The following is a 25,900-nucleotide window of genomic DNA, read 5'->3' on the forward strand; positions in this document are numbered from 1 at the left end:
ATATGGCGTGGAATACCAAAATGCCCCTGATTGCAATTTTGCGGGGCATAACACCTGATGAAATTCATACGCATATCCCGTTATTAATTGAAGCGGGTTTTGATGCGATAGAGATCCCTTTAAATTCCCCTGACTGGCAAATCAGTATTCAACAGGCTGTTCAACATTATGGTCATCAGGCCTTAATTGGTGCAGGTACTGTATTGCGGGTTGAGAATGTCGATCAACTGGCTGAACTAGGTTGTCGGTTAATCGTGACGCCAAATATTCATACCGGCGTTATCCGTAAAGCCATTGAATACGGCATGACTGTTTGTCCTGGCTGTTTCACAGCCACTGAGGCATTTACTGCGTTGGAGGCCGGTTCACCTAATTTAAAAATTTTCCCTTCTGCGACGTTAGGCCCTGGCTATGTCAAAGCGTTAAAAGCGGTTTTACCTGCGGATATTTCAGTTTTTGCCGTTGGTGGCGTCACTCCTGAAAACTTACATACCTATCTGAATGCAGGCTGTGTGGGTGCGGGGTTAGGCGGTGACTTATATAAGGCGGGGCAATCAGCTGAAAGAACCAAGCAGCAGGCCGAAGCTTTTATTCATGCTTATCAGCAATGGCAACAGCAACAACAATAAGAAAATGCCAGACACCGTTATCTGGATAAAGCGACATTTATTCAAAGGTATTTAACATGAAATATGATTACTTATTAAAGAATGCCACGGTTTTTGATGGCTCAGGAAATGAAAGTTTTATTTCCGATGTGGCTATTAAAGACGATCGTATCGCTAAAATCAGCCCTCAGATTATTGCCGATGCTGATATCACTATTGACTGTACCGGTTTAGTTTTATCCCCCGGATTTATTGATGTACATACCCATGATGATTTGATTGTGGTGCAAAAGCCGGATTACATCGAAAAAACCTCGCAGGGCGTGACCAGCATTATTGTGGGTAACTGCGGTATTAGTGCGGTGTGTGCCACTTTACGTGATGAGGTTCCTGATCCTATCGATTTACTCGGTAGTTTGGATGAGTTCGTTTTCCCCGACCTGAATGCCTATAAAGAAAAAATTAATCAGATTTCACCGTCAGTGAACGTGGGGACGTTAATTGGCCATACCACATTACGTAATAATTGTGTTGAGAGCCTGCTAAAACCCGCAACGCAAGACAATATTGAGGTGATGAAAAGCAAGTTAGTTGAGGCATTAGAGCAGGGGGCATTAGGCTTAAGTACCGGACTGTCTTATGGCAATGCGATTAACTCATCAACGGAAGAAATCTGCGCGCTGTCAGAGGTGTTGACCGCTTATCGTGGCTTATATGCAACGCATATGCGAACAGAGTATGACGGCATTATTGGCGCCATGGAAGAGGCGTTTTTGGTGGGGCGACATGCCAAAGTGCCGGTTCAAATATCACATCATAAATGCGCTGGCGCTAAAAACTGGGGCAGAACGGTAGAGACGTTAGGCCTGATTGACAAGTGTCGTCTGGAGCAAGATATCAGCTGTGACTGTTACCCTTATCGTGCGGGTTCGTCCAACCTCGATTTATCTCAAGTGACCGCTGATTACGATATTTTAATCACTTGGTCTACGCCACATCCTGACATGTCGGGCAAAACATTAGAAGAAATCGCAGTTGCCTGGTCAACGGATATACATCTAGCGGCAGCGCGTTTACAGCCTGCCGGCGCGATTTACTTCCAAATGCACGAAGATGATGTCAGAAGAGTATTACAACATCCTAGCTCCATGGTTGGCTCTGATGGTCTGCCTCGCGATCCTAATCCTCATCCACGCTTATGGGGCACTTTCCCGCGGGTATTAGGGCACTACAGTCGTGATGAAAAATTATTCTCTCTGGCGACGGCGATTCACAAAATGACCGGATTATCGGCACAACGATTCTCACTGTCTGGCCGGGGCTTTATTAAAGAAAATTATTTCGCCGATATCGTGTTATTCGATGCCAATAAAATTAATGCCACTGCAACGTTTGAACAACCAAAACAACGAGCCGACGGAATTGAATATGTGTTCGTCAATGGCGTGGTGGCTTATACCGATAAACAAATGACGGGGAATAGAGCCGGTAGATTTATGGAAAGAGAAAAGAATTAATAAAAAAGAAATTCATAAAACACACGTTTATAGAATGCACTTATAAAACAACAGGTAATAAAAACAGGTGAATAACATGATTAAAAGATATGGCGTGGGCGGCAGTAAAGGTACCGGCGAACAAGCACTTCCTTTTTCCAAGGCTGTGGCGGCAGATGGCTGGTTATATGTTTCTGGTCAGACGCCAATGATCGACGGCGAAATTATTGATGGCGGCATTATTGCTCAGTCTAAAGTGGCGATCCAAAACTGTTTAGACATTATGACTGAGGCAGGATATGGCAAAGAAGACATTGTTCATATGAAGGTTTTCCTGACGGATGCTCGTTATTTTCAATCGTTTAATAAAGTTTTTAAAGAATTCTTTCATGAACATCCACCGGCAAGAGTGTGCTGTGTTGCCGACTTAGTTGTTGATTGCATGGTGGAAGTGGATATCACCTGTTTTAATCAGAAATTTAAATAAGAAACCACTTATTTGAATCTTATTATAACGATATAAAGGATATCATTTATGAATGATAACAATTTCTTAGTGTGGTTTTTGATCTATGCGGGATGCATGATGTTGGTGGGTTGGTATGTTACCCGCCATCAAAAGACCGGTGAAGACTTTATTCTTGGCGGGCGTAAATTACCGATGTTACTGACGCTGGGCTCTACCGTTGGAACCATGGTGGGTACCGGCTCCAGTATCGGTGCCGTTAGCTTTGGTTATGCTAACGGTTGGGCAGGCATGTTATATGGTATTGGTGGTGCTACCGGTATTTTATTAACCGCTTGGTTATTTGCGCCGGTCAGAAAACTGCGCTTTATGACGATGAGTGAAGAGCTTTGTTATTATACCGGCGGCAGTAAAATCGTTAAAAATATGGTCGCGATTATTATATTTTTAGCGTCAATCGGTTGGTTAGGTGCGCATATTCTGGGGGGCGGGTTATATTTAGCCTGGGCTTCAGGTATCGATATTAACGTAGCTAAAATCATTGTTGCCGTTGGATTTATATTCTATGTCGGTATTGGTGGATATAAAGCGGTATCCTGGATTGATACATTACAATCGATTGTTTTGTTTGCAGGTTTCATTCTATTAGCTGTCATGTCTGTGAATTACGTGGGTGGCTGGGATGTGGTGGTGGCGAATACCGACCCTAAAGCCTATACGCTTTTTGGTATTGGTAAATTAGGCTTTTATCCGGCTATTTCATTGGCGGTTGTGATTTGTATTGGGGTTTTAGCCACGCCGTCTTATCGTCAGCGTATTTACTCGGCTAATTCAACCAAAGCCATTAGACAATCATTTGTGATTACCGGTTTATTGTATATGGGCTTTTCATTCTTGCCGGCCATTATCGGTATGTCGACGCATGTGATGGATCCTAACTTAGAAAACAGCAGCTTCGCCTTCTTGTATGCCACAAATGCGCTGCCTCATATCTTAGCGATGGTGGTACTGATTGCGGGTATGTCGGCCAATATGTCTTCAGGAAGTTCCGATGCCATTGCCGGTGTGTCGATTATATTACGTGATATTTATACTCTGATTACCGGAAAAATGCCGCCACCAGAGAAAGCCATCAATCTATCAAGAATATTCTTATTAGTGGTTATTGCGTTGGCTCTGATATTCGCTCTGACATCCAATGACATTATTGGCTACATTACCAAAATGATTTCGATGATTATGTCTGGTATGTGTATTTCGGTACTGTTCGGCCGGTTCTGGCATCGGTTTAATTGGCAAGGGTGCGTTGCGGCACTGTTAGGTGGAAGTTTAACGTCGTTAGCTATCATCCTGACTCCAGCGTGGTCGGCATTCTGGGGTAACCCAAGTATCCCAGCATTAACCGTCAGTTTTGTTGTTTCGGTGATCGTGACCTTAGTGACGCCGAAAAATAAATTGAGCCGGGAAGATGTGTTAAAGTTAATTACCGATGAGCGGGAAAATAACGCTTAATTCGTGTGTGAGCAATTGATAACGGTATGAAAGATAAAGAATACACAAGTTGTGTATTCTTTATTTATTCAGAGCTAAGAGAAATAGGATGAAATTAATGAGCAATAAATTTGAAGGGCAACAAAACCCGCTAAATAAAGCAGCGATCATGTTTGCCGACAGCGCCGGATATGCTCATATCATGAATGAAGACGTATGCCTGCCCGCGATTGCCATCAAAAAGAGCGCATTAGAAAATAACATTCAGTGGATGCAGAATTATGCCAATCATTGTGGCATTTCTTTAGCGCCGCACGGTAAAACCACCATGACACCGGCTATTTTTAAAATGCAAATAGCCGGAGGTGCTTGGGGTGTGGGGGTTGGCACAGCATATCAGGCTAAAGTGGCGATAGCGGCCGGGGTTCCGAATATCATTATGGCAAACCAGCTTATTGGGCGTGCCAATATGGCGCTGGTTTCTCAGTTAAAGCAGCAGTCTTCCGCAACGTTATTCTGCTGTGTTGATAGCCAGTCGAATGCATTGAAATTGTCTGAATACTTTTCTGCTCATGGTCAGACCATGAATGTACTGATTGAACTGGGATTACCGGGTGGGCGTTGCGGTTGTCGTACTGCGGATGAGGCCGAAGCGTTAGCCGACTATGTCGCGACCTTACCGGGCTTAACACTGGCAGGCGTTGAGTTTTATGAAGGAATTATTCATAGCAATGATGAACAGGGCGATCTGGCAAGAATTGGCGCTTTTATCAGTGAAGTTATCGACTTGACCCAACGGCTAACTAAGAAAGGTCTGTTTATCCATTGCGATGAAGTTTTGTTAACCGGTGCCGGATCGGTATGGTATGACATTGTTTGTCATCAGTTAATGGCGGCAGATTTACCGGACAATATTCGCTATGTTATCCGCCCAGGTTGTTATGTTACTCATGATAAAGGCGTGTATGAACAGTCACAGAACGCTTTAACTGCACGCGATAGCCTTGCAGGGCATCTTGAGGGCGGATTAGTATCGGCCTTAGAGCTGTGTGCCTATGTTCAATCATTACCTGAAAAAGGTCTGGCGATTATTGGTTTTGGTAAGCGTGATGCCGCATTTGATGCGGGTTTACCGCAGCCTATAGCACATTACCGTCAAGGTGAAGAACAACCGTTTACCGCGAATGCCATGAAAACGGTGGATGTGATGGATCAGCATGCGATGGTTCGATATAGCGAAAATGTACAACTACAGGTAGGGGATATTCTGGTTTTCTCCACCTCCCACCCTTGTCTGACCTTTGATAAATGGAAAACGCTGTTTTTAGTCGATGATAAATATACCGTTCTGGAAGAGATGGATACGTTTTTCTAGTTGAATATCGATATGCGTTGAAGTGGCCAGTTTTATACTGGCCATTTTTGTATGAGTGAGTTTCAGGTTATTCGGCTAAATCGCATCACCGTCAGGTAGATCGAGTAAATGGAAAGAAAAATACCGAAGGGCAAAAAGAAACGGCAGCCAATGCTGCCGTTAAACTACGTTATTACTTAACGACAGAACCATCAGGTCGTTTTAAATCTCTGCGATCCCGCCAGCTGGTATATAAGGTAGGAATGGCCGCCTGAATAACGATAAGCAGCAGCCAGACAATCCAGCCTAAATATTTCATGATGGTATAAAAAGAGAAGGTGGATGCATCGTAGCTATCAATAGGTTTGATCGAAACTATGTTTTTAAACATATTCACCATATTGAAACGCCAGCCGTAATGAACAACCCGAGTTAGCTGACTGGCATCATTAGCTGATTGAGCCTGAGCCTGAATATCTGCGCTGTTGAATTTGAAATACCATGGAAAGCTCCAGCCGGTATCTTCATTACGGTAAACCATAATTTTCTTGTTTTGGTCGATGGTATAGATGTAGTACACATCTCGAGTCGGGCCATCGGCCGGATTTTTTGCTGAGATAGGGCCATCGTTATCAACACGTTTAACTTCTGAACCGGTAATTTTTACAATATCGGTTGAAGGCAGATAGAAGCTGCAAAGAAGGCCGGTGCCAATTGCAAAACAAACTAAATAACCTATAAAGATTTTCTTTACTAAAGACATAGAAGTCACGCTTCCCTATGAGTTTTGTTGATGCTCGACATATATTGTATGCCATTGTTGGGGGTGATGCATGAAGAAAAAGTGAAAGTCTCTGAATTTTAGACAATAAAAAGCCCGATAAGTATGAAACGTAAAAGAACTTATCGGGCCAACCTCAATGAGGGATATGAAAATAAAGCAGTGGCACTATTTAAGACGCTGACTTAATCAAATAGTTCAGAGAAAAATGACATTTTTATTAAATATTTTGATATTTTTTTCATTGTATTGATTAATAAGCAAATTAACCTAATATCCCCGGCCAAATTATGATGATAAGTGAACCGGCGAGTGTCAGTAATACGTTAGCGATGGCATAAGTACCGGCATAGCCTAACGCCGGGATATTACTGCGAGCAGTATCGCTGATGATTTCCATGGCCGGCGCGCACGTTCTGGCACCCATAATGGCTCCGAACAGTAGAGCGCGGTTCATACGTAGCACGTAAGCACCAAACAGGTAGCAGATAACCACGGGCACCAGACTAACAATCAGACCTGCCAGCAGCATTTGGCCACCGACTAATCCCAAATTATTACCAATACCGCTACCGGCACTCAGACCAACGCCAGCCATAAATACCATCAGGCCGAATTCTTTTACCATGTTCAGTGCGCCCTGAGGGATATAGCCAAACGTTGGGTGGTTGGCTCGCATAAATCCTAGCATGATACCGGAGAATAACAGACCGGCAGCATTACCAATACCAAAGGAGAAGGTACTGAACTGGAAAGTAATTTGCCCGATCATTAAGCCCAGAATAAAGAAGGCACAGAAGGCCAGCAAATCGGTAACTTGACTGTGAATAGAGATAAATCCGATACGTTCGGCAACGCTTTTTACCCGATGAGCATCGCCGCTGACCTGTAGAACATCACCTTTATTCAACACAATATTGTCATCGATTGGCATTTCTATCTGGCTACGAATAACCCGGTTAAGGAAACAGCCGTGGTCGGTTAGATTAATTTGGCTCAGTCGCTTACCGACGGCGTTATTATTTTTAACCACGATCTCTTCCGTTACGATGCGCATATCCAGCAGGTCGCGTTCAAATACTTCCATGCCGTTGCGGAAGCTAGGGTCTAAACGAGAATGGGCATCAGGATAACCAACCAGAGAGATTTCATCGTTAATCTGTAAAACCGCATCGCCGTCTGGTGCGGCGATAATACCGTTACGGCGAATTTTTTCTATATAGCAACCAGTTTGACGATAAATGCCCAGTTCACGCAGGTTTTTACCGTCGGACCACGCTACCAGTTCCGGGCCTACACGATAGGCTCGAATAACCGGGAGATAGACTTTGCGCTGACTATCGTGATCCAGACCGCGTTCACGGGCAATTTGTTGGGCACAGGTCGGGAGATCCTGACGCTGCAATTTAGGCATATAGCGGGCGGCAAAAATCAGACTGACCAGACCAATTAAATAAGTTAATGCATAACCCAGACTTAAGTGATCTTGAGCGGCAGCGAGAAGTGCAGGATCGGCTGTGGTATGCCGCAGTGTATCACCGGCGCCAACCAGTACTGGGGTTGAGGTCATTGAACCTGCAAGCATACCGGCGGTCAGACCGATATCCCATTTCAAGAGTTTGCCCAAGGCTAAAGCAATGCACATTGCGCTACCGACTAAAATTAGCGCCAGCATAAAATAGTTTTTGCCATCTCTGAAAAAGATAGCAAAGAAGTTTGGTCCGGCTTCAACGCCAACACAGAAAATAAACAGCATAAAGCCAAGGCTCAGCGCTTCAGTATTAATCGAGAAGTGTTGCTGGCCTAAGAGTAAGGAAACCACTAATACGCCGATTGAACTACCTAGTTGAATTGAGCCCAGTCGTATCTTTCCCAGGCACAGCCCTAGCGCCAGGACAACAAAAAGCAAAAGAATGTAGTTACTGTTAAGCAGGCTGATAATATCAATATTCACAATGTTAACTTTAAAGTCATCTGTAGTGAGTTAATCGTGGATTAATCTTGCATTTCCACATAAAAAGCGCCTTGCACTGACAGACTCTCGGTCAAAAGCAAGGCATCAGTGTTCCTGAATAGTCTAGTCTAAAACTTCTTGAATCGGTCGTCATACGAAAAATTTTGCTTTTATCCTATATGATGAGCAAATTTATTTTTTCATTATTTCTCATTATATTAGTCTGACTGTTTTTTGGTCAGGCTAAGAATAAACAGACAGCAGGAACACAATACAACGGAAGGGCCAGCAGGCGTATCGTAAAAAGCGGAAAAGGTCAGTCCGCCCGTTACTGCAAAGATACCAATAATAATGGCTAGCCCAGCCATTTGTTCCGGGGTTCTGGAAAATCTGCGAGCAGTGGCGGCAGGAATAATTAGCAGTGAGGTAATAATTAATGCGCCAACAAACTTCATGGCCAGACCGATAGTCAGTGCAGTGACTAACATCAGTAATAATCTCATCCGTTCAGGATTAATACCGTCAACGTGGGCCAAATCTGCATTGATAGTCACTGAAAGTAGCGGACGCCACTGCCACCATAAAAGCAGCAGTACTATCGTTACGCCGACGGCAATCATCCACAGATCTGAAATCGTGACGGATAATAGATCGCCAAATAGATAGGCCATTAGATCGACACGGACGTTTGACATCAAACTAATGGTGACCAAGCCTAAAGAGAGGGCGCTATGGGCGAGAATACCCAACAGGGTGTCAACGGCAAATTGAGGGCGACGTTCAAGCCAGACTAAACCAATAGCCAAGAGTAACGTAATAACAATGACGGCATAAAACGGATTCACATTCAGCAACAGGCCAAATGCCACGCCCAGCAAAGATGAATGAGCCAACGTATCGCCAAAGTAGGACATTCTACGCCAGACCACGAAAGAACCTAAAGGGCCTGCGGCTAGCGCGAGTAGTACACCGGCCATCCAGCCTGGAAATAATAATTCAATCATACTTTATTACTGCCTGAGTTTTTTAGAATGATACGACCTTTTAGATCATGCTGATGATTATGATGGTGGTGATAAATTGCGAGTTGTTTAGCTCCACGAGAACCAAACATAGCAATAAATTCAGGATGTTCAGATATGGCTTCCGGGGCACCGGAACAGCAGATATGCTGATTCAGGCACAATACTTCATCGGTTTTAGCCATCACCAGATGTAAATCGTGGGAAACCATGAGCACCGCACAGTTGAGTTCATTGCGTAATTTTTCTATCAGGTCATACAGCGCTAATTGCCCATTAACATCAACGCCCTGAGTCGGTTCATCAAGCACCAACAGTTGTGGCGTGTTCAGCAGTGCTCTGGCTAATAGAACGCGCTGGGTCTCCCCACCCGAAAGTTTTTGCATCGGCATATTGATCAGATGCTTTGCCTGTACGCGGCTCAAGGCCGGTATGATATCGGATTTTTTTACACCGGGGCGCAGACACATAAAGCGCTCGACGGTTAAGGGCAGTGTGGGATCAAGATGTAGCTTTTGTGGAACATAGCCAATGCGCAAATCTTTCGGACGGGATATTTTACCTGAGGTGGGGGAGACTAATCCCAATACAACTCTGACTAAGGTCGATTTTCCTGCCCCATTTGGGCCCAGTAACGTCAATATTTGCCCTTCGTCCAGCGTAAGAGAAATATTGGAAAGGACCTTGCGACGGCCAAAAGTAACACAGATTTTTTCTAAATTAAGCAAACTGGACATTTTCATTTTTCTTGCAGAATTCATGATGTGTTATATTATAACATACCAATGACGATTACTATTGATAGATGAGAATATAACAAATGCAACAGGCAACAAATACAAAATGGCTTAACCGTATGGTATTCGCCGGTACGTTACTTACCGCCAGCATCAGCACTATCGCCTCAGCGGCAGTGTTAACATCGACCAAACCGTTAGGATTTATTGCATCAGCGATCACCGATGGGGTGACTACCACGGAAGTTTTACTGCCCGATGGCGCATCGCCGCACGATTATGCGCTTCGTCCATCAGATGTCCAGAAAATACGTTCGGCTGACTTGGTTATTTGGATTGGTCCAGATATGGAGGCTTTTTTAACCAAGCCATTACAGCAGGTTGATGAAAAGAAAAAAATTCAATTAGCTGAATTGAAGTCGGTGAAACCGTTGTTAAGCCAAGGTAACGTTGAAGACGACCATGATCACGCTCACGAGAGCCATGACGCTGATAAACATGAAGATCATGATGAACATGACCATCATCACGGCAGCTATGATATGCATATTTGGATGTCACCGGAGATTGCAAAACAGTCAGCTATCGCCATCCATGATAAATTATTGGAACTTATGCCACAAAATAAAGACAAACTAGATGCTAATCTTGAGCAATTTGAACAACAACTAAAGCAGACAAAAGCAAATATTGCTAATATAATGCACCCGTTGCGCGGCAAAGGATATTTTGTTTTCCATGATGCTTATGGCTACTTTGAGAAAACCTTCGGTTTAACCCAATCAGGGCATTTTACCGTAAACCCAGAAATCCAGCCCGGAGCGCAGCGATTACATAACATAAGAACACAGTTGGTTGAGCATAAAGCCGTATGCGTTTTTGCTGAGCCACAATTCCAGCCAGCCGTTATCAACGCTGTCGCCCAAGGGACAAACGTCCGGACCGGAACATTAGATCCGTTAGGCAGCAACATAATGTTAGGTAAAGATAGCTATATGCGTTTTTTAACTCAGCTATCCCAACAGTTTACGAGCTGTCTGGAGTAACAGAACGAGGGATTTAAGTAGTGCTGCAAGTGGTTAGAACTATTGCGCTGATGTACAATAATTTTTCACGGCCCCAAAAATTAACTATTGGGGCGCTTTTGTTTCTTACATGGAGCATGCTGGTTTGGCAGGCGGCTATCTATAAGCCCGATGCGGATTCGGCATTGACCAGCCTCACCGCGGTAAACAATACTGCTGAGAGTGATAATTCCGAGCCTATGGATCAGGCGACGCCGGATGATGAGATTCCTAAAGATGAATTAGATGAAACCGCCGTTCCGAATGAGTACGTGGTTTCCAGCGGTGATACGCTGGGGAGTATTTTAACTCAGTTCGGTATTGATTCCTCGGATGTCTATCTGTTAGCCAATAAAAACAGTGCACTAGCTAATCTGAAAATTGGTCAACAGTTAAACTGGACGTTGGATGATGATGGTGCGTTACAATCTCTGACTTGGGTAGTGTCTCGTCGCGAAACACGTACTTATCAGCGCAGTGAAACGAGTTTCGTAGAATCGATTGATACCCTGAAAGGTGAATGGAAAAATAGCGTTGTCACCGGTACGTTAGACGGTAGCTTTGTTTCCAGTGCCAGAGCTGCAGGGTTAAGCAATAGCGAAATTCATGCGGTGACCAAAGCCTTACAATGGCAGTTGGATTTTCGTAAGTTACGTAAAGGCGATCGTTTTTCGGTATTGCTGTCAAGAGAAGAGCTGAACGGAAAAAATGAGCAAAGTCAGCTTGTTGGCGTGAGAATGCAAAGTTCTGGTAAAGATTACTATGCTATTCGCTCCACTGACGGTAAGTTCTATGATCGTGAAGGCTCCGGCTTAGCTAAAGGCTTTTTACGTTATCCTACGCCGAAGCAGTACAAAATTTCATCACCGTTTAATCCTCGTCGCTTACATCCGATTACCGGTCGCGTTGCGCCACATAAAGGCGTCGATTTTGCGATGCCAATTGGTTCTCCGGTTCTGGCGGTTGGTGACGGTGAGGTTGTCGTAGCGAAATTCAGCGGCGCTGCCGGTAACTACGTGGCTATTCGCCACGGTCGTCAATACAGCACGCGTTATATGCATTTGAATAAACTGCTGGTTAAACCAGGGCAGAAAGTGAAACGCGGCGATCGTATTGCATTGTCAGGTAATACTGGCCGATCAACCGGACCTCACTTGCATTATGAACTGTGGGTAAATGAGTTGGCCGTTAATCCATTAACCGCAACGCTACCGCGTTCTGAAGGTTTGATGGGTAAAGAGCGTGCAGAATATCTGGCTCTGGTAAAAGACGTCATGCCGCAGCTTCATCTCTAATAGTAAGAAAACGCTGTTGATAACTCAGCAGCGTTTTCTTTTTTCAGCACGTTTCTAAATCTTTTTATTCTTCCGATGAACAGACTAATATGAACAGCAGGGTTGTTCATCTATCTAATGAGTTTTGGCATGCAAAAAAAACAGCGTTCAAATATTGAGTTTATTCCACTCTTTAAAAAGTCCTTCTTTCTACCTAAATATTGGGGGATATGGGCGGCCGTTGGGGTTATGCTCATGTTTGCCTACGTGCCGGTAAAAGTGAGAAACCCGGTGTTAGCGAAAATTGCCAAATTTGCCGCTCGTTTTATTGGTAGTGCCAGAAGGCGGGCGCGGATCAATTTATTTTATTGCTTTCCTGAACTCAGCGAACAGCAGCGTGAAGCGATTATCGATCAAATGTTTGTCACTGCGGTGCACTCGACGATGTTGATGGTGGAGCAAAGCGTACGCAGTCCAGAATACCTGATGAAGCGGGTACGCTGGCATGGTGATGAGCATTTAGATGCTATCCGAGCTTCCGGTCGCAACGTTATTTTTATGGTGCCTCATGGTTGGAGCGTAGATATCCCTGCCATGATGATGGCGGCCCGCGGTCAACCGATGGCGGCGATGTTCCATAATCAGAAAAATGAACTGGTTGACTGGATGTGGAACACGGTACGTCGCCGCTTTGGTGGCCGCATGCATGCACGTCAGGATGGTATCAAACCGTTTATTAGCTCAGTTCGTCAGGGGTATTGGGGATATTACTTGCCCGATCAGGATCACGGTGCGGAGCACAGTGAGTTCGTTGATTTCTTTGCCACTTATAAAGCGACTTTACCGGCTGTTGGACGCTTAATGAAAGTATGTCGAGCGGCTATTGTTCCTTTATTTCCGGTTTATCGTGCAGATGAAGGCATGCTGGATATTTATATTAATCCGGAAATGAGTGATATTGCTGAAGCCGATGATCATACCATTGCGCGTCGAATGAATGAGGAAGTGGAAAAATTAGTTTCACCCAATCCTGAACAATATGTGTGGGTATTAAAATTCCTGAAAACCCGGAAAGAGGGTGATATTGAGCCTTATAAACGCCAGGATTTATGGCCGAAAGAGAAGTGATTCGCGCTAAATAAAAAGGAGCCCATAAAGGCTCCTTTTTTGATCGGGCTTAATCAGTTATTCAATGCGCAAAATACGGCAGGTATTAGTACTGCCGATCAAGGCCATAACGTCACCCTGAGTAATAATAACTAGATCCCCAGACATCAAGAACCCTCTGTCACGCAGCTGATTAGTGGCAGCCATTGCCGCACTTAATCCATCGCAATCGCCGGTAAACATGACGGGCGTAACACCGCGATACAGGGCACACAGGTTTAGAGTTTGCTCATGACGAGACATGGCAAAAATAGGTAAACCGGAGCTGATGCGTGACATCATTAATGCCGTGCGGCCAGACTCGGTCATGGCAATAATTGCCTTGATACCTTTCAGATGGTTTGCCGCATACATTGTCGACATGGCAATGGTGTCTTCAATATTGTCAAACTCAACGTCCAGACGATGCTTAGACACGTTCAGATGCGGCATCTTTTCTGCACCTACACACACGCGAGCCATCGCGGCAACAGTTTCAGCAGGATATTGTCCCGCGGCCGTTTCAGCTGAAAGCATAACGGCATCGGTACCATCCAATACGGCGTTTGCCACGTCCATAACTTCTGCACGGGTTGGCATTGGATTGGTAATCATGGATTCCATCATCTGCGTTGCGGTGATAACGGTACGGTTTAGCTGACGGGCACGCAGGATAAGTTTTTTCTGCACAGCGACCAGTTCTGGATCGCCAATTTCCACCCCGAGATCGCCACGAGCAACCATGATGGAGTCAGAAGCCAGAATAATATCGTCAATTGCTTCATCGGTGGCAACGGCTTCTGCACGCTCTACTTTAGCGATAATTTTAGCCTGACAGCCTGCATCGCGCGCCAGACGGCGAGCATAGTTAAGATCTTCACCGGTACGCGGAAATGAAACTGCCAGATAATCCACTTTGATTTTGGCTGCGGTAATAATATCCGCTTTATCTTTTTCCGTTAGCGCTTCAGCAGAAAGACCACCGCCCAACTTATTTATGCCTTTATTGTTAGAGAGTGGGCCGCCGACGGTCACTTCCGTGAAGACTTTCATATCCTGAACTTCAAGCACTTTCAGTTGTACACGCCCATCGTCCAGCAACAGAATATCGCCGGGAACGACATCGGCGGGTAAACCTTTATAATCAATACCGACTTTCTCTTTATCGCCGTCGCCGACAGACAGGTTGGCATCCAGCAGGAATTTATCACCAACGTTCAGGAACACTTTACCTTCTTTAAAGGTTGAAACGCGGATCTTTGGCCCTTGTAAGTCACCTAGAATAGCCACGTGTTTGCCGAGTTTTGCGGCAATTTCTCTGACTTTATTAGCGCGAATCTGGTGGTCTTCGGGGGTTCCGTGGGAGAAGTTTAAGCGGACAACATTGGCACCGGCTGCAATGATTTTTTCTAGATTATTGTCACGGTCAGTTGCAGGGCCTAACGTAGTAACAATTTTGGTTCTTCTAAGCCTTCTGGACATGTATAACTCCATTGAACATGATTAGTTTTTCTACTTAATCAGTATTTTTCAATCGTTAGCAATGTTAAATCCCGGGTGTATTTTTTTACCCGTTGTACTTATTTTTTTGTCAGCGGTCTCAAAATCTGAGGGAGATTTATACCACTATCCAGAGCGCTTCTCAAATTTGAGCTGTCTCGTTTCATATAAGGTTGATGAACGATTGTCTGAAATCATATTTTGTGGCATTAAACGCGAATTATTTGCTTTTATCGAAGCGGGATTGTTTTAGGGCTTCTTTTACACGTTTTAGGTTATCTCGGGCTGCGCTATTACGTAAAGTAAACCCGGTTGCCAGCACATCGATAATAGTAAGTTGAGCCAAACGAGACACCATCGGCATGTAGATATCGGTATCTTCAGGCACATCGAGCAGAATGGATAACTGTGAGGCTTTTGCCAGTGGTGTGCCTTGAGAAGTGATTGCAATAACGGTAGCGCCATTGCTACTGGCAATTTCAGCCAGCTCAACCAGACTTTTGGTTCTGCCACTGTGGGAAATTAATACCACGACATCACCTTGATTGGAATTCATACAGCTCATCCGCTGCATAACGATATCGTCAAAGTAGATAACGGGAACATTGAATCTGAAAAATTTATTCATGGCATCGTGAGCAACGACGGAAGAGGCACCATAGCCAAAGAATGAGATTTTTTTTGCTTGAGTGAGTAAATTAATGGTGCGATTGATGGCTATAATATCAAGACTGCTTTTTGCCATATTCAGACTCGCTACGGCAGACTCAAAAATTTTATCCGTCAACGCATCGGTGGTGTCATTTTCATCAACATTACGATTTACATAAGGTGTTCCGTTCGCCAGACTTTGGGCCAGAGCCAATTTAAAATCGGGAAATCCTTTGGTATTCAGGCTGCGGCAAAAACGATTAACGGTTGGCTCGCTAACGTTGGCAATTTTCGCTAATGTAGCAATGCTGGAGTGAATGGCCGTCTGTGGTGCGGTCAGAATCGCATCAGCGACTTTTTGTTCTGATTTGCTTAACGAGTCTCTAAATTGGTGAATTCTTTCCAGCATTATTATATTCCGCAGTGTTTTGCCTATTGCATTCAGAGGAGAAATCAATCCTCGATCTATGGAAATATACTACGGGATATCTGGTTGTGCAGTAATAAAACAGTTTTTTGTAATTTTTTTTCATGATTTTTGACGCAGCGCTTATTTTATCGTTATTGAAATCATGAGGAAAGAAAGCTTTAGTTAAAAATTATTTTAATTTTAGTTGGTTAGGTTTGGTTTTTCCCGGAATTTACTACAAAGTTGATACTTTCTTGCCAGCCTATTTACGGCGGTTAGGTAAAGAGGTACATTACTTCTGTAATAAAGTTACATGAATTTTTAAGCGATTAGCTTCGATAGTGCGGTCGCTTAGTGAGGAGATAGTTATGGTGGATGATTCGATAGCTCAGGCCTGTGATTTGGTCATTTTTGGGGCCAAAGGCGATTTAGCGCGCCGTAAGCTATTACCATCACTTTATCAGTTAGAAAAAGCGGGCCATATCCATCCGGATACGCGGATTTTGGGTGTCGGCAGGGCTGAATGGGATAAAGCTGAGTATACCTCCGTGGTTGAAACTGCGCTGACCACCTTTATGAAAGAAGAAATCAAACCTGAGATTTGGCAGCGTTTAAGCCAGCGTTTGGACTTTTGTAATTTAGACGTCAATGATAGTCCGGCATTCAGTCAACTGGGTAAAATGCTCGATCAGGAAAATCGAGTCACGATTAACTATTTTGCTATGCCACCTAATACCTTTGGCGCGATTTGTCGTGGTTTAGGTGAAGCTGGATTAAATCATGCTCCTAGCCGGGTTGTGATGGAAAAACCGCTGGGTACAGATTTAAAATCATCGCAAGAAATTAACGATCAGGTTGCTGAATATTTCAATGAATCTCAGGTTTATCGTATTGACCACTATTTAGGTAAAGAAACCGTTCTTAACCTGCTAGCACTACGTTTTGCTAACTCGCTGTTTGCGGCCAAATGGGACAATAGCGCGATTGACCATGTTCAGATCACTGTATCTGAAGAAGTGGGTATTGAAGGCCGTTGGGGATATTTTGACAAAGCAGGTCAAATGCGCGACATGGTACAAAACCATTTGTTGCAAATATTGACCATGATCGCTATGTCACCACCGGTGGATTTGAGTGCCGATCGTATCCGCGATGAAAAAGTTAAAGTGCTGCGTTCTCTGAGACAAATTGACCATACCAATATTCGTGAAACGACCGTTCGCGGCCAGTATACCGCCGGGTTCGTACAAGGGCAGAAGGTACCGGGCTATTTGGAAGAAGAGGGTGCCAATAAGCGCAGTAATACTGAAACGTTTGTGTCTATTCGGGTTGATATTGATAACTGGCGTTGGGCTGGCGTACCGTTCTATTTGAGAACCGGTAAACGTTTACCGTCTAAATGTTCTGAAGTGGTGATTTACTTTAAGAATCCGCCAATGAATTTGTTCAGCGACTCTTATCAGTCACTGCCGCCAAATACCTTAACCATCCGTCTTCAGCCGGATGAAGGCGTTGAAGTTCAGATTCTGAATAAGGTACCGGGGCTGGATCATAAACACCGCTTACAGACCACCAAATTGGATTTAAGCTTCTCAGATACCTTCCATGAGGAACATGTGGCGGATGCCTATGAACGCTTGTTGTTGGAAACAATGCGTGGCATTCAAGCGCTGTTTGTGCGTCGGGATGAAGTTGAAGAAGCGTGGAAGTGGGTGGATTCCATTATGAACGCTTGGGCAGCAGATAATGAGCCACCGAAACCGTATCAGGCGGGAACATGGGGCCCAGTTGCTTCTGTAGCGATGATTACCCGTGATGGTCGTTCATGGAGCGAGTTCGAATAATTTTCAAATAACTGACAAGGTAAAACGATGCCATCTTAAGCTGGGCTAAGATGGCCATCAATGACTGTTAATAAAGGTGACTACTATGGCTGATTTGACTAATTTTCCGTCAACTGATGATTTGAATCGTCGTCTGGCACAACGGATTATCACTGAGCTACAAAAAGGAATTACTAGCAAAGGAAAAGCCAGCCTTGTCGTTTCCGGCGGCAAAACTCCGCTCGGTTTATTTAAATTACTCAGTCAGCAGCCCCTTGAATGGGACAAAGTGACCATTACTCTGGCGGATGAACGCTGGGTTGATTGCCATGATGAGGCCAGCAACGAAAAACTGGTGCGTGAGAATCTGATTCAAGATCAAGCGGCGACCGCTCAGTTTGTCTCGCTAAAAAATGACAGCCTTACTCCGTTTGATGGCGCAGCAGGTATCGAAAAGTCATTAAAAGACATCGTTAAACCGTTCGATGTAGTGATTTTAGGGATGGGGGATGACGGCCATACGGCATCACTCTTTCCGGGCGCAGAAAACCTGTTTCCCGCCTTGGATATGAAATCTAAAAAATTATGCATGGGTATGACCCCGCTAACAGCACCGCTGGATAGATTAACCTTAACGCTGCCAGCACTGCTTAATAGCCGTCAGATTTTTCTGCATTTAGTGGGGGAGAATAAGCGAGTAGTTTATCATCAGGCTCAGGAAGGGAATGATGTGAATGAAATGCCGGTACGCGCCATTATTCACCAAACGCAAACGCCGGTTGACGTTTTCTGGTCCGCATAATGATTTAAGTAAATTCTGCGTGTGGCTAGTCTGCTGTTACACGTTATTTTAACGGCTGTGACGTACCTGTTTCAGGTGTTGACTGGCCATATGGAGATTTCACAAGATGAAAAATTGGAAAGTAAGCGCTGAAAGTATCCTGTCTGATGGACCGGTTGTTCCTGTCATCGTAATAAAAGAACTCAAAGATGCGGTTCCTCTGGCTAAAGCGCTGGTTGCTGGCGGTGTTAGAGTGTTGGAAGTGACGTTACGTACTCCTTGTGCTCTGGATGCAATTCGCGCCATCGCGAAAGAAGTACCTGAAGCAATTATTGGTGCCGGTACGGTATTAAATCCCCAGCAGTTGGCAGAAGTTGCCGCTGCCGGTGGGCAGTTTGCTATCAGCCCGGGGTTAACTGAACCTTTATTACAAGCTGCCGTTGAAGGGAGTATTCCGCTAATTCCTGGCATTAGTAGCGTGTCTGAGTTGATGTTGGGTATGGACTACGGCCTGCGTGAATTTAAATTCTTCCCGGCAGAGGCTAACGGTGGCGTTAAAGCGCTTCAAGCCATCTGTAGCGCCATTTCGCAGGTGCGCTTCTGTCCTACCGGTGGCATTACGCTAAACAATTGCCGTGATTACCTGGCATTACCGAGCGTACTGTGCGTTGGTGGCTCATGGTTAGTGCCTGCCGATGCAATCGCTAAAGGTGATTTTAATCGTATCACTGAGCTGGCTCGTGAAGCGGTAGCCCACGCTAAAAGTTAATTGAATCTAAGCGTATTTTAATCTAGCCGGCTTATAATATGAGTCGGCTTTATTTTGCATAATTACTCATACTTTCGGCATTTTTTATATTGGATAACAGAATAAGATATTGTAAATAATTAAATCATACTTCTATTTTAGTGTTTACTTTATCTATTGAGGCATGTAAAAATATGCCCACATATAAATAATATTGGAGGGGTAAGGGCAAATCGTGGTGTTACTACACGACTGACAACCAAAAATTCATGATGAACATTCAACGTTCTCTATTACAAACATCAACGTTCGTTTTCTTTATCTCCGCTATTCTCGCCAGTGAGTTAAACTGGAGCACCGCACGTTAGCGTCTTCTTCGTTGTTGCCTGAAAAGGTATTTCTTACGCAATAATTTTACCGTTACTGATTTATTGTTGGCTCAATTATATTTACTTTTTGTTAATATAATGAATAAAACAACAATAAATAGTCGCCGGAATTATTGTTATAAAAATAATTCGGAGAAGAATAAAATGATTTATTGGCTATTTTTATTAATGGCGATAGTGACCGAAGTTATCGGTACGTTATCCATGAAGTATGCAAGTGAAACCGGCAGTATTTATGGGCATATCATTATGTATTTTATGATTACTTTGTCCTATATCCTATTATCCGTATCGATTAAACGCGTTGCTTTAGGTGTAGCTTATGCTTTATGGGAAGGGATTGGTGTTTTACTGATTACCATCTCTAGCGTCATGATATTTGGTGAAGATATTTCTCTGGCTAAAGCCAGTGGGTTAGCCATTTTGTTACTGGGTATTGTGTTAATTAAGTCAGGTATGCAGAAAAAGGGTAATAACGCAGTGAAATCCAGCAGTAGCTTGATGGATAAGGATGAATATCATGCAACAGCTTGAGTTTTATCATATTGCGTTTCTTGCTTTAGCCATTGTGATGGAAATTGTGGCAAATATATTTCTCAAGCTTTCCAACGGATTTAAACGGTTTTGGTTGGGAATACTGTCATTGCTGTGTGTTCTCGGTGCTTTTAGTGCATTGGCTCAGGCGGTTAAAGGCATGGATCTTTCCATTGCTTATGCCCTGTGGGGGGGATTTGGTATTGTTGCCACCATCGCGGCCGGTTGGATTATGTTTGGTCAGCGTTTAAATATCAGAGGTTGGATTGGGGTGCTGTTTCTAATTGCAGGTATGGTTATTCTTAAGGTTGCAGCCTGATTGCGGGACTTAAGAATAGTTGTATATCGGGTAGTAGCAAAATAAATGTTTCAGCCCTTGTTGTTCGTCATTCAATACTGGAATGGCGAACAACAAGCCAGTCGGTTACTTCGCGGCAATAATTTTAATTTCGACTTTATACTCAGGCTTCATCAGCTTAGCTTCAACGGTACAACGCACCGGTGCCTGCCCATCAACGACCCAACTATCCCAGGCGGCATTCATAGCAGAAAAGTCGGCTTTATCAGCCAGAAAAATGGTGGCGTCGAGAATACGTTCTTTGCTGGAGCCTAGCAGGTGCAGCATGATGTCGATATCGGCGAGTACGTTTGCTGTTTGGGCTGTGGCATCGCCATCCAGATTTTCAGGGACGCTGGTATAATAGATGGTGTTATTGTAAACCACGGCGTCAGACCAACGCTTGGCAGGGTTAATTCGTTCAATAGACATGATTTTTGCTCCTGATTATAGTCATCAATCTGTGTTAACCGATCAAGGTTAACATAACCGCTTTAAGGGATAAATTGCTGTTTCAGATGTCCGATCATCTTAGAACCCTATCTCAGCAATGTCATACCCGCCATTTTATAACCAATTTAGCCTGAATAACGAAACGGGGTGGTGGTGAACCGTCAGGAAAGGCATAATATGCACCTTCTTCACGATATCCGTCACACGTTGGCGGTCGATTATCAAGACAACGGACATTCTACTTGGCGGATGATTTCGCACCCAAAGGTGCACTAGCTCAGGCGATTAAAGGGTTTAAACCACGAGAGCCACAGCGTTTAATGGCTAAGGCCATTACCAATGCAATCAAAAAAAAGCAGGCGTTGGTGGTTGAAGCCGGTACAGGAACCGGTAAAACCTATGCTTATCTGGTGCCCGCGTTACGCTCTAAACGCAAAGTGATTATTTCGACTGGCTCTAAAGCGCTTCAAGATCAGCTATTCGCACGGGATTTACCCACGGTGGCGACCGCGTTGGAGTTTACCGGTAAGCTAGCCTTGCTTAAAGGGCGCTCTAACTATCTCTGTCTTGAGCGAATGGAGCAGCAAACCATGACCGGTGGAGAGCTGTCAAATTCAACGCTGAATGATTTAGTGAGTTTACGTCGCTGGTCATCAGGTACTTCTGATGGTGACGTCAGTACCTGTACTCAAGTGGCGGAAGACAGCTTTATTTGGCCTTTAGTCACCAGTACTAATGATAACTGCTTAGGCAGCGACTGCCCTTATTATAAAGAGTGTTTCGTGGTTAAAGCCCGTCGTCGAGCCATGGACGCGGATATTGTGGTGGTCAATCACCATCTGTTTTTGGCTGACATTGTGGTGAAAGAGAGCGGATTTGCCGAGCTGATCCCCAATGCTGATGTCATGATTTTTGATGAAGCCCACCAGCTTCCTGATATCGCCAGTCAATATTTTGGACAGCAGCTTACCAGCCGTCAGCTATTGGATTTAGCGAAAGATATTACTATCGCTTACCGCACAGAAGTGCGGGATATGGCACAGTTGCAAAAAAGCGCCGACCGCCTGACACAAAGCACCCAAGATTTTCGACTGGCGTTGGGCGATCCGGGTTTTCGCGGTAATTTGCGTGACGTGCTGGAGCAGCCAAATATTCAGCGAGCGCTGTTGTTAGTCGATGATGCGCTGACGCTCTGCTATGACGTGATTAAAATGGCCTTGGGTCGTTCAGCGTTACTGGATGCAGCTTTTGAAAGAGCGACGCAGTATCGCGCTCGCTTGGGGCGCTTAAAAGATGTGACGATTCCCGGCTACAGCTACTGGTATGAGTGTGGCGCTCGTCATTTTGTGTTGGCGCTGACACCGCTGTCGGTTTCTGAAAAATTCCGTGATTTGATGGATGAGAAAAAGGGCAGTTGGATTTTCACTTCCGCCACGCTATCGGTCAATGATTCTCTGGAGCATTTTAACCAGCGTTTAGGATTAACCAACGCAGAAACACTGCTCCTGTCCAGCCCATTTGACTATGCCAAGCAAGCGCTGCTTTGTGTACCGCGCTTTCTCCCTTCACCTAATCAATACGGTGGGGCTAAACAGCTGGCAAAAATGCTGCAACCGTTGATTGAGGCAAATGCCGGGCGCTGTTTCTTCTTGTGTACTTCACACCAGATGATGCGTGATTTGACCGAAACTTTTCGTGAAAACATGACATTGCCGGTATTGATGCAGGGTGAAACCAGTAAAGGTAAATTATTATCGCAGTTTGTTGAAAGCGGTAATGCCTTGTTGGTAGCAACCAATAGTTTCTGGGAAGGGGTTGACGTGCGAGGTGACGCTCTATCCTGTGTCATCATTGATAAACTGCCGTTTACTTCGCCTGACGATCCCTTGCTTAAAGCACGAATTGAAGACTGTCGTTTGCGCGGCGGCGATCCCTTTAATGAAGTTCAGCTTCCTGATGCGGTCATTACCCTTAAACAGGGGGTAGGACGTTTGATTCGAGACACCGACGATCGCGGAGTGATTGTGATTTGCGACAATCGTTTGGTGATGCGCCCTTATGGTGCCATTTTCCTTAATAGTCTACCTCCAGCCCCAAGAACCCGGGATTTGACCAAGGCTATTGAGTTTTTACATCAACAACCGAAGCATGATGATAAATAAGCGCGATAACGCTATTTATCTCCATGACTATCCCTATGATATGATTGTGACATCATGCTTATATTTAAATTTCCCGTCTGAGGTTTTCTATGTCAACGCGAATTCTTGCGCTTGATACAGCCACTGAGGCTTGTTCTGTTGCTATCTGGAATGATGGCGATATCCATGCTTTATATGAACTGTGTCCTCGTGAACATACCCAACGTATTTTACCGATGGTTCAGCAAATTCTGGCTGAATCAGGATTAAAGCTGACCGACATTGACGCTTTGGCTTTCGGCAGTGGTCCGGGCAGCTTTACCGGTGTGCGTATTGGTATTGGTATTGCTCAGGGACTGGCGCTGGGCGCGGATTTACCGATGATTGGCCTGTCAACGTTAAACACTATGGCGCAGGGCGCTTACCGAATGACCGGCGCTTCGCAGGTTCTGACGGCGATTGATGCGCGGATGGGTGAGGTTTATTGGGGACAGTATCAGCGTAATGCCCAAGGGCAGTGGCAAGTACAGGGCGCTGAGCAAGTTCTGGCACCGGAAAAGGTGACGGAGCAGCTTAAATCACTTCACGGTGAGTGGGCGATGGCCGGTACCGGGTGGCCGGTTTATCCCGACATGGCGGTGGGTACCGATGTGACGCTAACCAATGGCAATATGTTATTACCACAGGCTGAGGACATGCTACCTTTGGCCCTTGAGCGCTGGAAAGCCGGTCAGGTTCAGGCCGTAGAGGATGTACAGCCTGTTTATTTGCGTAATGAAGTTACATGGAAAAAGCTTCCGGGACGTGAATAACGCGGTTTAAGATAAAAATACCGCTTCGTCAATTTTTATCACGCTGTGTAAATATTTGATATGACATTAGCGTTGAACGGTTGATTCATGATAACCATAGGTTATTCATGGACGTAATGCTCTACAGATAATCGCTTTCCCGACGGATAATGACAACAACCGGGAAGGGATCATGGGTGAGAGACAGGAGTAATAGATTGGACAAGAAATGGTTATCCCGTTATCCGCAAGATGTACCGGCAGAAATTGATCCGGAACGATACTCATCGTTAGCGGATATGTTTGAAAATGCAGTAAAGCATTTTGCCGATCAGCCTGCCTATATTAATCAGGGGAAAGTCATGACTTTCCGCCGGTTAGAGAAGCGCAGTAGGGCATTTGCCGCTTATCTACAAAATTCACTAGGGTTAAAAAAAGGTGACAGGGTAGCGTTAATGATGCCTAACCTGCTGCAATATCCTATTGCCCTGTTTGGTATTCTGCGTGCGGGGATGATTGTGGTAAACGTTAACCCGCTATATACCCCAAGAGAACTGGAGCATCAGCTAAACGACTGCGGTGCGAAGGCGATTGTTATTGTGTCTAACTTTGCCCACACGCTGGAAAAAGTGGTAGCTAAAACGCAAATTGAACACGTTATTTTGAGCGGATTGGGCGATCAGCTTTCCGTTGGTAAACGTTCGTTGGTCAATTTCGTGGTTAAATACATTAAGAAATTGGTGCCCAAGTATCATTTGCCCGGAGCGGTTTCATTTCGCACTGCCTTACATCATGGTCGCAGACAGCAATACATTAAACCCAGCCTGACTCCTAATGATTTGGCGTTACTGCAATATACCGGTGGAACGACGGGTGTTGCCAAAGGGGCGATGTTAACGCACCGCAATATGTTGGCCAATATGGAACAGGCTCGCGCAGCCTACATTCCGTTATTGAAGGTTGGCCAAGAGATGGTGGTGACGGCGTTACCGCTGTATCACATTTTTGCACTGACGGTTAACTGCCTGCTGTTTCTTGAGGTGGGCGGTTGTAATTTATTGATTACCAATCCACGCGATCTTAAAGGCATGGTAAAAGAGCTGGGACGTTATCCTTTCTCTGCGCTGACGGGTGTGAACACCTTATTCAATGTACTGATTAATGATGAAGATTTCCGTGAGCTGGATTTCTCTCATTTGCGTATTACGGTGGGCGGCGGCATGTCGGTACAGCGTAGCGTTGCCGAACGCTGGGAGCAGTTAACCGGCACGCATTTGCTGGAAGGATATGGTTTGACGGAGTGTTCACCCTTGGTGGCCGGTAACCCATATGATTTGCAGCAATATAGCGGCAGCATTGGTTTACCGGTGGCGTCAACCGACATTCGCTTAGTGAATGATAATGGTGAAGATGTACCGGACGGTGAAGCGGGTGAGTTGTGGGTAAAAGGTCCTCAGGTTATGCAAGGTTATTGGAACCGACCAGAGGCGACCAACGAAGTGTTGAAAGACGGTTGGTTAGCTACCGGAGATATCGTGGTGATGGACGAGCAAGGTTTTATGAAAATCGTCGATCGTAAAAAAGATATGATCCTGGTTTCCGGATTTAACGTCTATCCCAACGAGATTGAGGAGGTGGTTGCACATCATCCTAAAGTACTCGAAGTGGCTGCGATTGGTGTACCGAATGAGGTCTCCGGTGAGACGGTTAAAATATATGTGGTGAAGAAAGATCCTAGCTTAACTAAAGATGAATTATTGGCGCATTGTCGTAGTGGATTGACGGGCTATAAGATCCCCCGAATTGTCGAGTTCCGTGATGAATTGCCTAAGTCTAACGTAGGCAAAATATTACGTAAGAGCTTACGTGATGAAGTACTGAAACAGCAGGCAGGCGAATAACCTTATTCGTTTGTCAGGCAGCACTAAAATAGTACCGGTTTATCCGGTG

23 protein-coding genes are annotated in these 25,900 nt (G+C 44.8%); 16 read left to right on the forward strand and 7 right to left on the reverse strand.

The genetic code is table 11. The annotated features are described in order from the left end of the window. Positions 1 to 2 precede the first annotated feature (2 nt). The 5 genes from BMZ28_RS08440 to BMZ28_RS08460 all read left to right on the forward strand — a co-directional run bounded on the left by BMZ28_RS08440 (position 3) and on the right by BMZ28_RS08460 (position 5,436). On the forward strand, positions 3 to 629 hold the full coding sequence (locus BMZ28_RS08440; protein WP_074822333.1) for a 2-dehydro-3-deoxy-6-phosphogalactonate aldolase: 627 nt from the start codon (positions 3 to 5) through the stop codon (positions 627 to 629). 56 nt (positions 630 to 685) lie between these two features. Further along, a complete protein-coding gene (locus tag BMZ28_RS08445) occupies positions 686 to 2,125 on the forward strand; it encodes an N-acyl-D-amino-acid deacylase family protein (protein WP_074822336.1) in 1,440 nt (479 codons plus the stop codon). 76 nt (positions 2,126 to 2,201) lie between these two features. Continuing rightward, positions 2,202 to 2,591, forward strand: coding sequence for a RidA family protein (locus tag BMZ28_RS08450; protein WP_074822339.1), 390 nt, complete (start codon positions 2,202 to 2,204; stop codon positions 2,589 to 2,591). A gap of 48 nt (positions 2,592 to 2,639) precedes the next feature. Then, the gene (locus BMZ28_RS08455; protein ID WP_047781116.1) at positions 2,640 to 4,082 is read left to right on the forward strand and encodes a sodium:solute symporter family protein; all 1,443 of its coding nucleotides are present in this window, start codon (positions 2,640 to 2,642) and stop codon (positions 4,080 to 4,082) included. Positions 4,083 to 4,179: 97 nt separating this feature from the next. After that, the gene (locus tag BMZ28_RS08460; protein ID WP_047781115.1) at positions 4,180 to 5,436 is read left to right on the forward strand and encodes an amino acid deaminase; all 1,257 of its coding nucleotides are present in this window, start codon (positions 4,180 to 4,182) and stop codon (positions 5,434 to 5,436) included. 172 nt (positions 5,437 to 5,608) lie between these two features. On the opposite strand, the gene BMZ28_RS08465 is transcribed toward BMZ28_RS08460, so the two are convergent. The 4 genes from BMZ28_RS08465 to znuC form a co-directional block, all read right to left on the reverse strand. Then, the gene (locus tag BMZ28_RS08465) at positions 5,609 to 6,178 is read right to left on the reverse strand and encodes a DUF1523 family protein (protein ID WP_047781114.1); all 570 of its coding nucleotides are present in this window, start codon (positions 6,176 to 6,178) and stop codon (positions 5,609 to 5,611) included. A gap of 283 nt (positions 6,179 to 6,461) precedes the next feature. After that, positions 6,462 to 8,150, reverse strand: a complete 1,689-nt coding sequence (locus tag BMZ28_RS08470; RefSeq protein WP_047781113.1) for an aspartate:alanine antiporter — start codon at positions 8,148 to 8,150, stop codon at positions 6,462 to 6,464. 218 nt (positions 8,151 to 8,368) lie between these two features. Beyond that, positions 8,369 to 9,154, reverse strand: coding sequence for a zinc ABC transporter permease subunit ZnuB (gene znuB, locus BMZ28_RS08475; RefSeq protein ID WP_074822342.1), 786 nt, complete (start codon positions 9,152 to 9,154; stop codon positions 8,369 to 8,371). Continuing rightward, a complete protein-coding gene (gene znuC / locus BMZ28_RS08480) occupies positions 9,151 to 9,909 on the reverse strand; it encodes a zinc ABC transporter ATP-binding protein ZnuC (protein ID WP_047781111.1) in 759 nt (252 codons plus the stop codon). Before znuC ends, znuB begins: the two co-directional genes overlap by 4 nt. A 119-nt stretch (positions 9,910 to 10,028) precedes the next feature. Here znuC and znuA point away from each other — a divergent pair, with 119 nt between their 5' ends. The 3 genes from znuA to lpxM all read left to right on the forward strand — a co-directional run bounded on the left by znuA (position 10,029) and on the right by lpxM (position 13,375). Continuing rightward, on the forward strand, positions 10,029 to 10,955 hold the full coding sequence (gene znuA / locus BMZ28_RS08485; protein WP_428480388.1) for a zinc ABC transporter substrate-binding protein ZnuA: 927 nt from the start codon (positions 10,029 to 10,031) through the stop codon (positions 10,953 to 10,955). Positions 10,956 to 10,984: 29 nt separating this feature from the next. Beyond that, the gene (gene mepM / locus BMZ28_RS08490) at positions 10,985 to 12,268 is read left to right on the forward strand and encodes a murein DD-endopeptidase MepM (RefSeq protein WP_373876062.1); all 1,284 of its coding nucleotides are present in this window, start codon (positions 10,985 to 10,987) and stop codon (positions 12,266 to 12,268) included. Positions 12,269 to 12,397: 129 nt separating this feature from the next. Then, positions 12,398 to 13,375: a lauroyl-Kdo(2)-lipid IV(A) myristoyltransferase gene (lpxM, locus tag BMZ28_RS08495; RefSeq protein WP_074822347.1), complete on the forward strand. Its 978-nt coding sequence runs from the start codon at positions 12,398 to 12,400 to the stop codon at positions 13,373 to 13,375. 57 nt (positions 13,376 to 13,432) lie between these two features. Here lpxM and pyk read toward each other — a convergent pair whose 3' ends face one another. Beyond that, the gene (gene pyk, locus BMZ28_RS08500) at positions 13,433 to 14,875 is read right to left on the reverse strand and encodes a pyruvate kinase (RefSeq protein WP_047781107.1); all 1,443 of its coding nucleotides are present in this window, start codon (positions 14,873 to 14,875) and stop codon (positions 13,433 to 13,435) included. Between the two features lie 238 nt (positions 14,876 to 15,113). Beyond that, positions 15,114 to 15,959 carry a MurR/RpiR family transcriptional regulator gene (locus BMZ28_RS08505; protein ID WP_175474937.1) on the reverse strand — a complete coding sequence of 282 codons (846 nt, stop codon included), beginning with the start codon at positions 15,957 to 15,959 and terminating at the stop codon, positions 15,114 to 15,116. Positions 15,960 to 16,321: 362 nt separating this feature from the next. Here BMZ28_RS08505 and zwf point away from each other — a divergent pair, with 362 nt between their 5' ends. The 5 genes from zwf to mdtI all read left to right on the forward strand — a co-directional run bounded on the left by zwf (position 16,322) and on the right by mdtI (position 20,547). Further along, positions 16,322 to 17,797: a glucose-6-phosphate dehydrogenase gene (gene zwf, locus BMZ28_RS08510; RefSeq protein WP_074822348.1), complete on the forward strand. Its 1,476-nt coding sequence runs from the start codon at positions 16,322 to 16,324 to the stop codon at positions 17,795 to 17,797. A gap of 85 nt (positions 17,798 to 17,882) precedes the next feature. After that, on the forward strand, positions 17,883 to 18,578 hold the full coding sequence (pgl, locus tag BMZ28_RS08515; protein ID WP_074822351.1) for a 6-phosphogluconolactonase: 696 nt from the start codon (positions 17,883 to 17,885) through the stop codon (positions 18,576 to 18,578). Between the two features lie 106 nt (positions 18,579 to 18,684). Then, entirely contained in the window at positions 18,685 to 19,326 is a 642-nt protein-coding gene (locus BMZ28_RS08520) for a bifunctional 4-hydroxy-2-oxoglutarate aldolase/2-dehydro-3-deoxy-phosphogluconate aldolase (protein ID WP_074822355.1), read from the forward strand. Between the two features lie 512 nt (positions 19,327 to 19,838). Next, entirely contained in the window at positions 19,839 to 20,228 is a 390-nt protein-coding gene (gene mdtJ / locus BMZ28_RS08525) for a multidrug/spermidine efflux SMR transporter subunit MdtJ (RefSeq protein ID WP_074822358.1), read from the forward strand. Further along, positions 20,215 to 20,547, forward strand: coding sequence for a multidrug/spermidine efflux SMR transporter subunit MdtI (gene mdtI / locus BMZ28_RS08530; RefSeq protein WP_047781101.1), 333 nt, complete (start codon positions 20,215 to 20,217; stop codon positions 20,545 to 20,547). Before mdtJ ends, mdtI begins: the two co-directional genes overlap by 14 nt. Positions 20,548 to 20,652: 105 nt before the next feature. On the opposite strand, the gene BMZ28_RS08535 is transcribed toward mdtI, so the two are convergent. Next, entirely contained in the window at positions 20,653 to 20,997 is a 345-nt protein-coding gene (locus tag BMZ28_RS08535; protein WP_047781100.1) for a RidA family protein, read from the reverse strand. Between the two features lie 263 nt (positions 20,998 to 21,260). Here BMZ28_RS08535 and yoaA point away from each other — a divergent pair, with 263 nt between their 5' ends. The 3 genes from yoaA (at position 21,261) to fadD (ending at position 25,851) form a co-directional block, all read left to right on the forward strand. Continuing rightward, complete coding sequence (yoaA, locus tag BMZ28_RS08540; RefSeq protein ID WP_047781099.1) at positions 21,261 to 23,180, forward strand: DNA repair helicase YoaA; 1,920 nt, start codon at positions 21,261 to 21,263, stop codon at positions 23,178 to 23,180. Positions 23,181 to 23,269: 89 nt separating this feature from the next. Then, entirely contained in the window at positions 23,270 to 23,971 is a 702-nt protein-coding gene (tsaB, locus tag BMZ28_RS08545) for a tRNA (adenosine(37)-N6)-threonylcarbamoyltransferase complex dimerization subunit type 1 TsaB (protein ID WP_047781098.1), read from the forward strand. 197 nt (positions 23,972 to 24,168) lie between these two features. Further along, positions 24,169 to 25,851 (forward strand): long-chain-fatty-acid--CoA ligase FadD, encoded by a 1,683-nt coding sequence (gene fadD / locus BMZ28_RS08550; RefSeq protein ID WP_074822362.1) that lies wholly within the window; start codon positions 24,169 to 24,171, stop codon positions 25,849 to 25,851. Positions 25,852 to 25,900 lie beyond the last annotated feature (49 nt).

Origin of the sequence: Pragia fontium DSM 5563 = ATCC 49100, assembly GCF_900112475.1 — a bacterium.
Lineage (GTDB): Bacteria > Pseudomonadota > Gammaproteobacteria > Enterobacterales > Enterobacteriaceae > Pragia > Pragia fontium.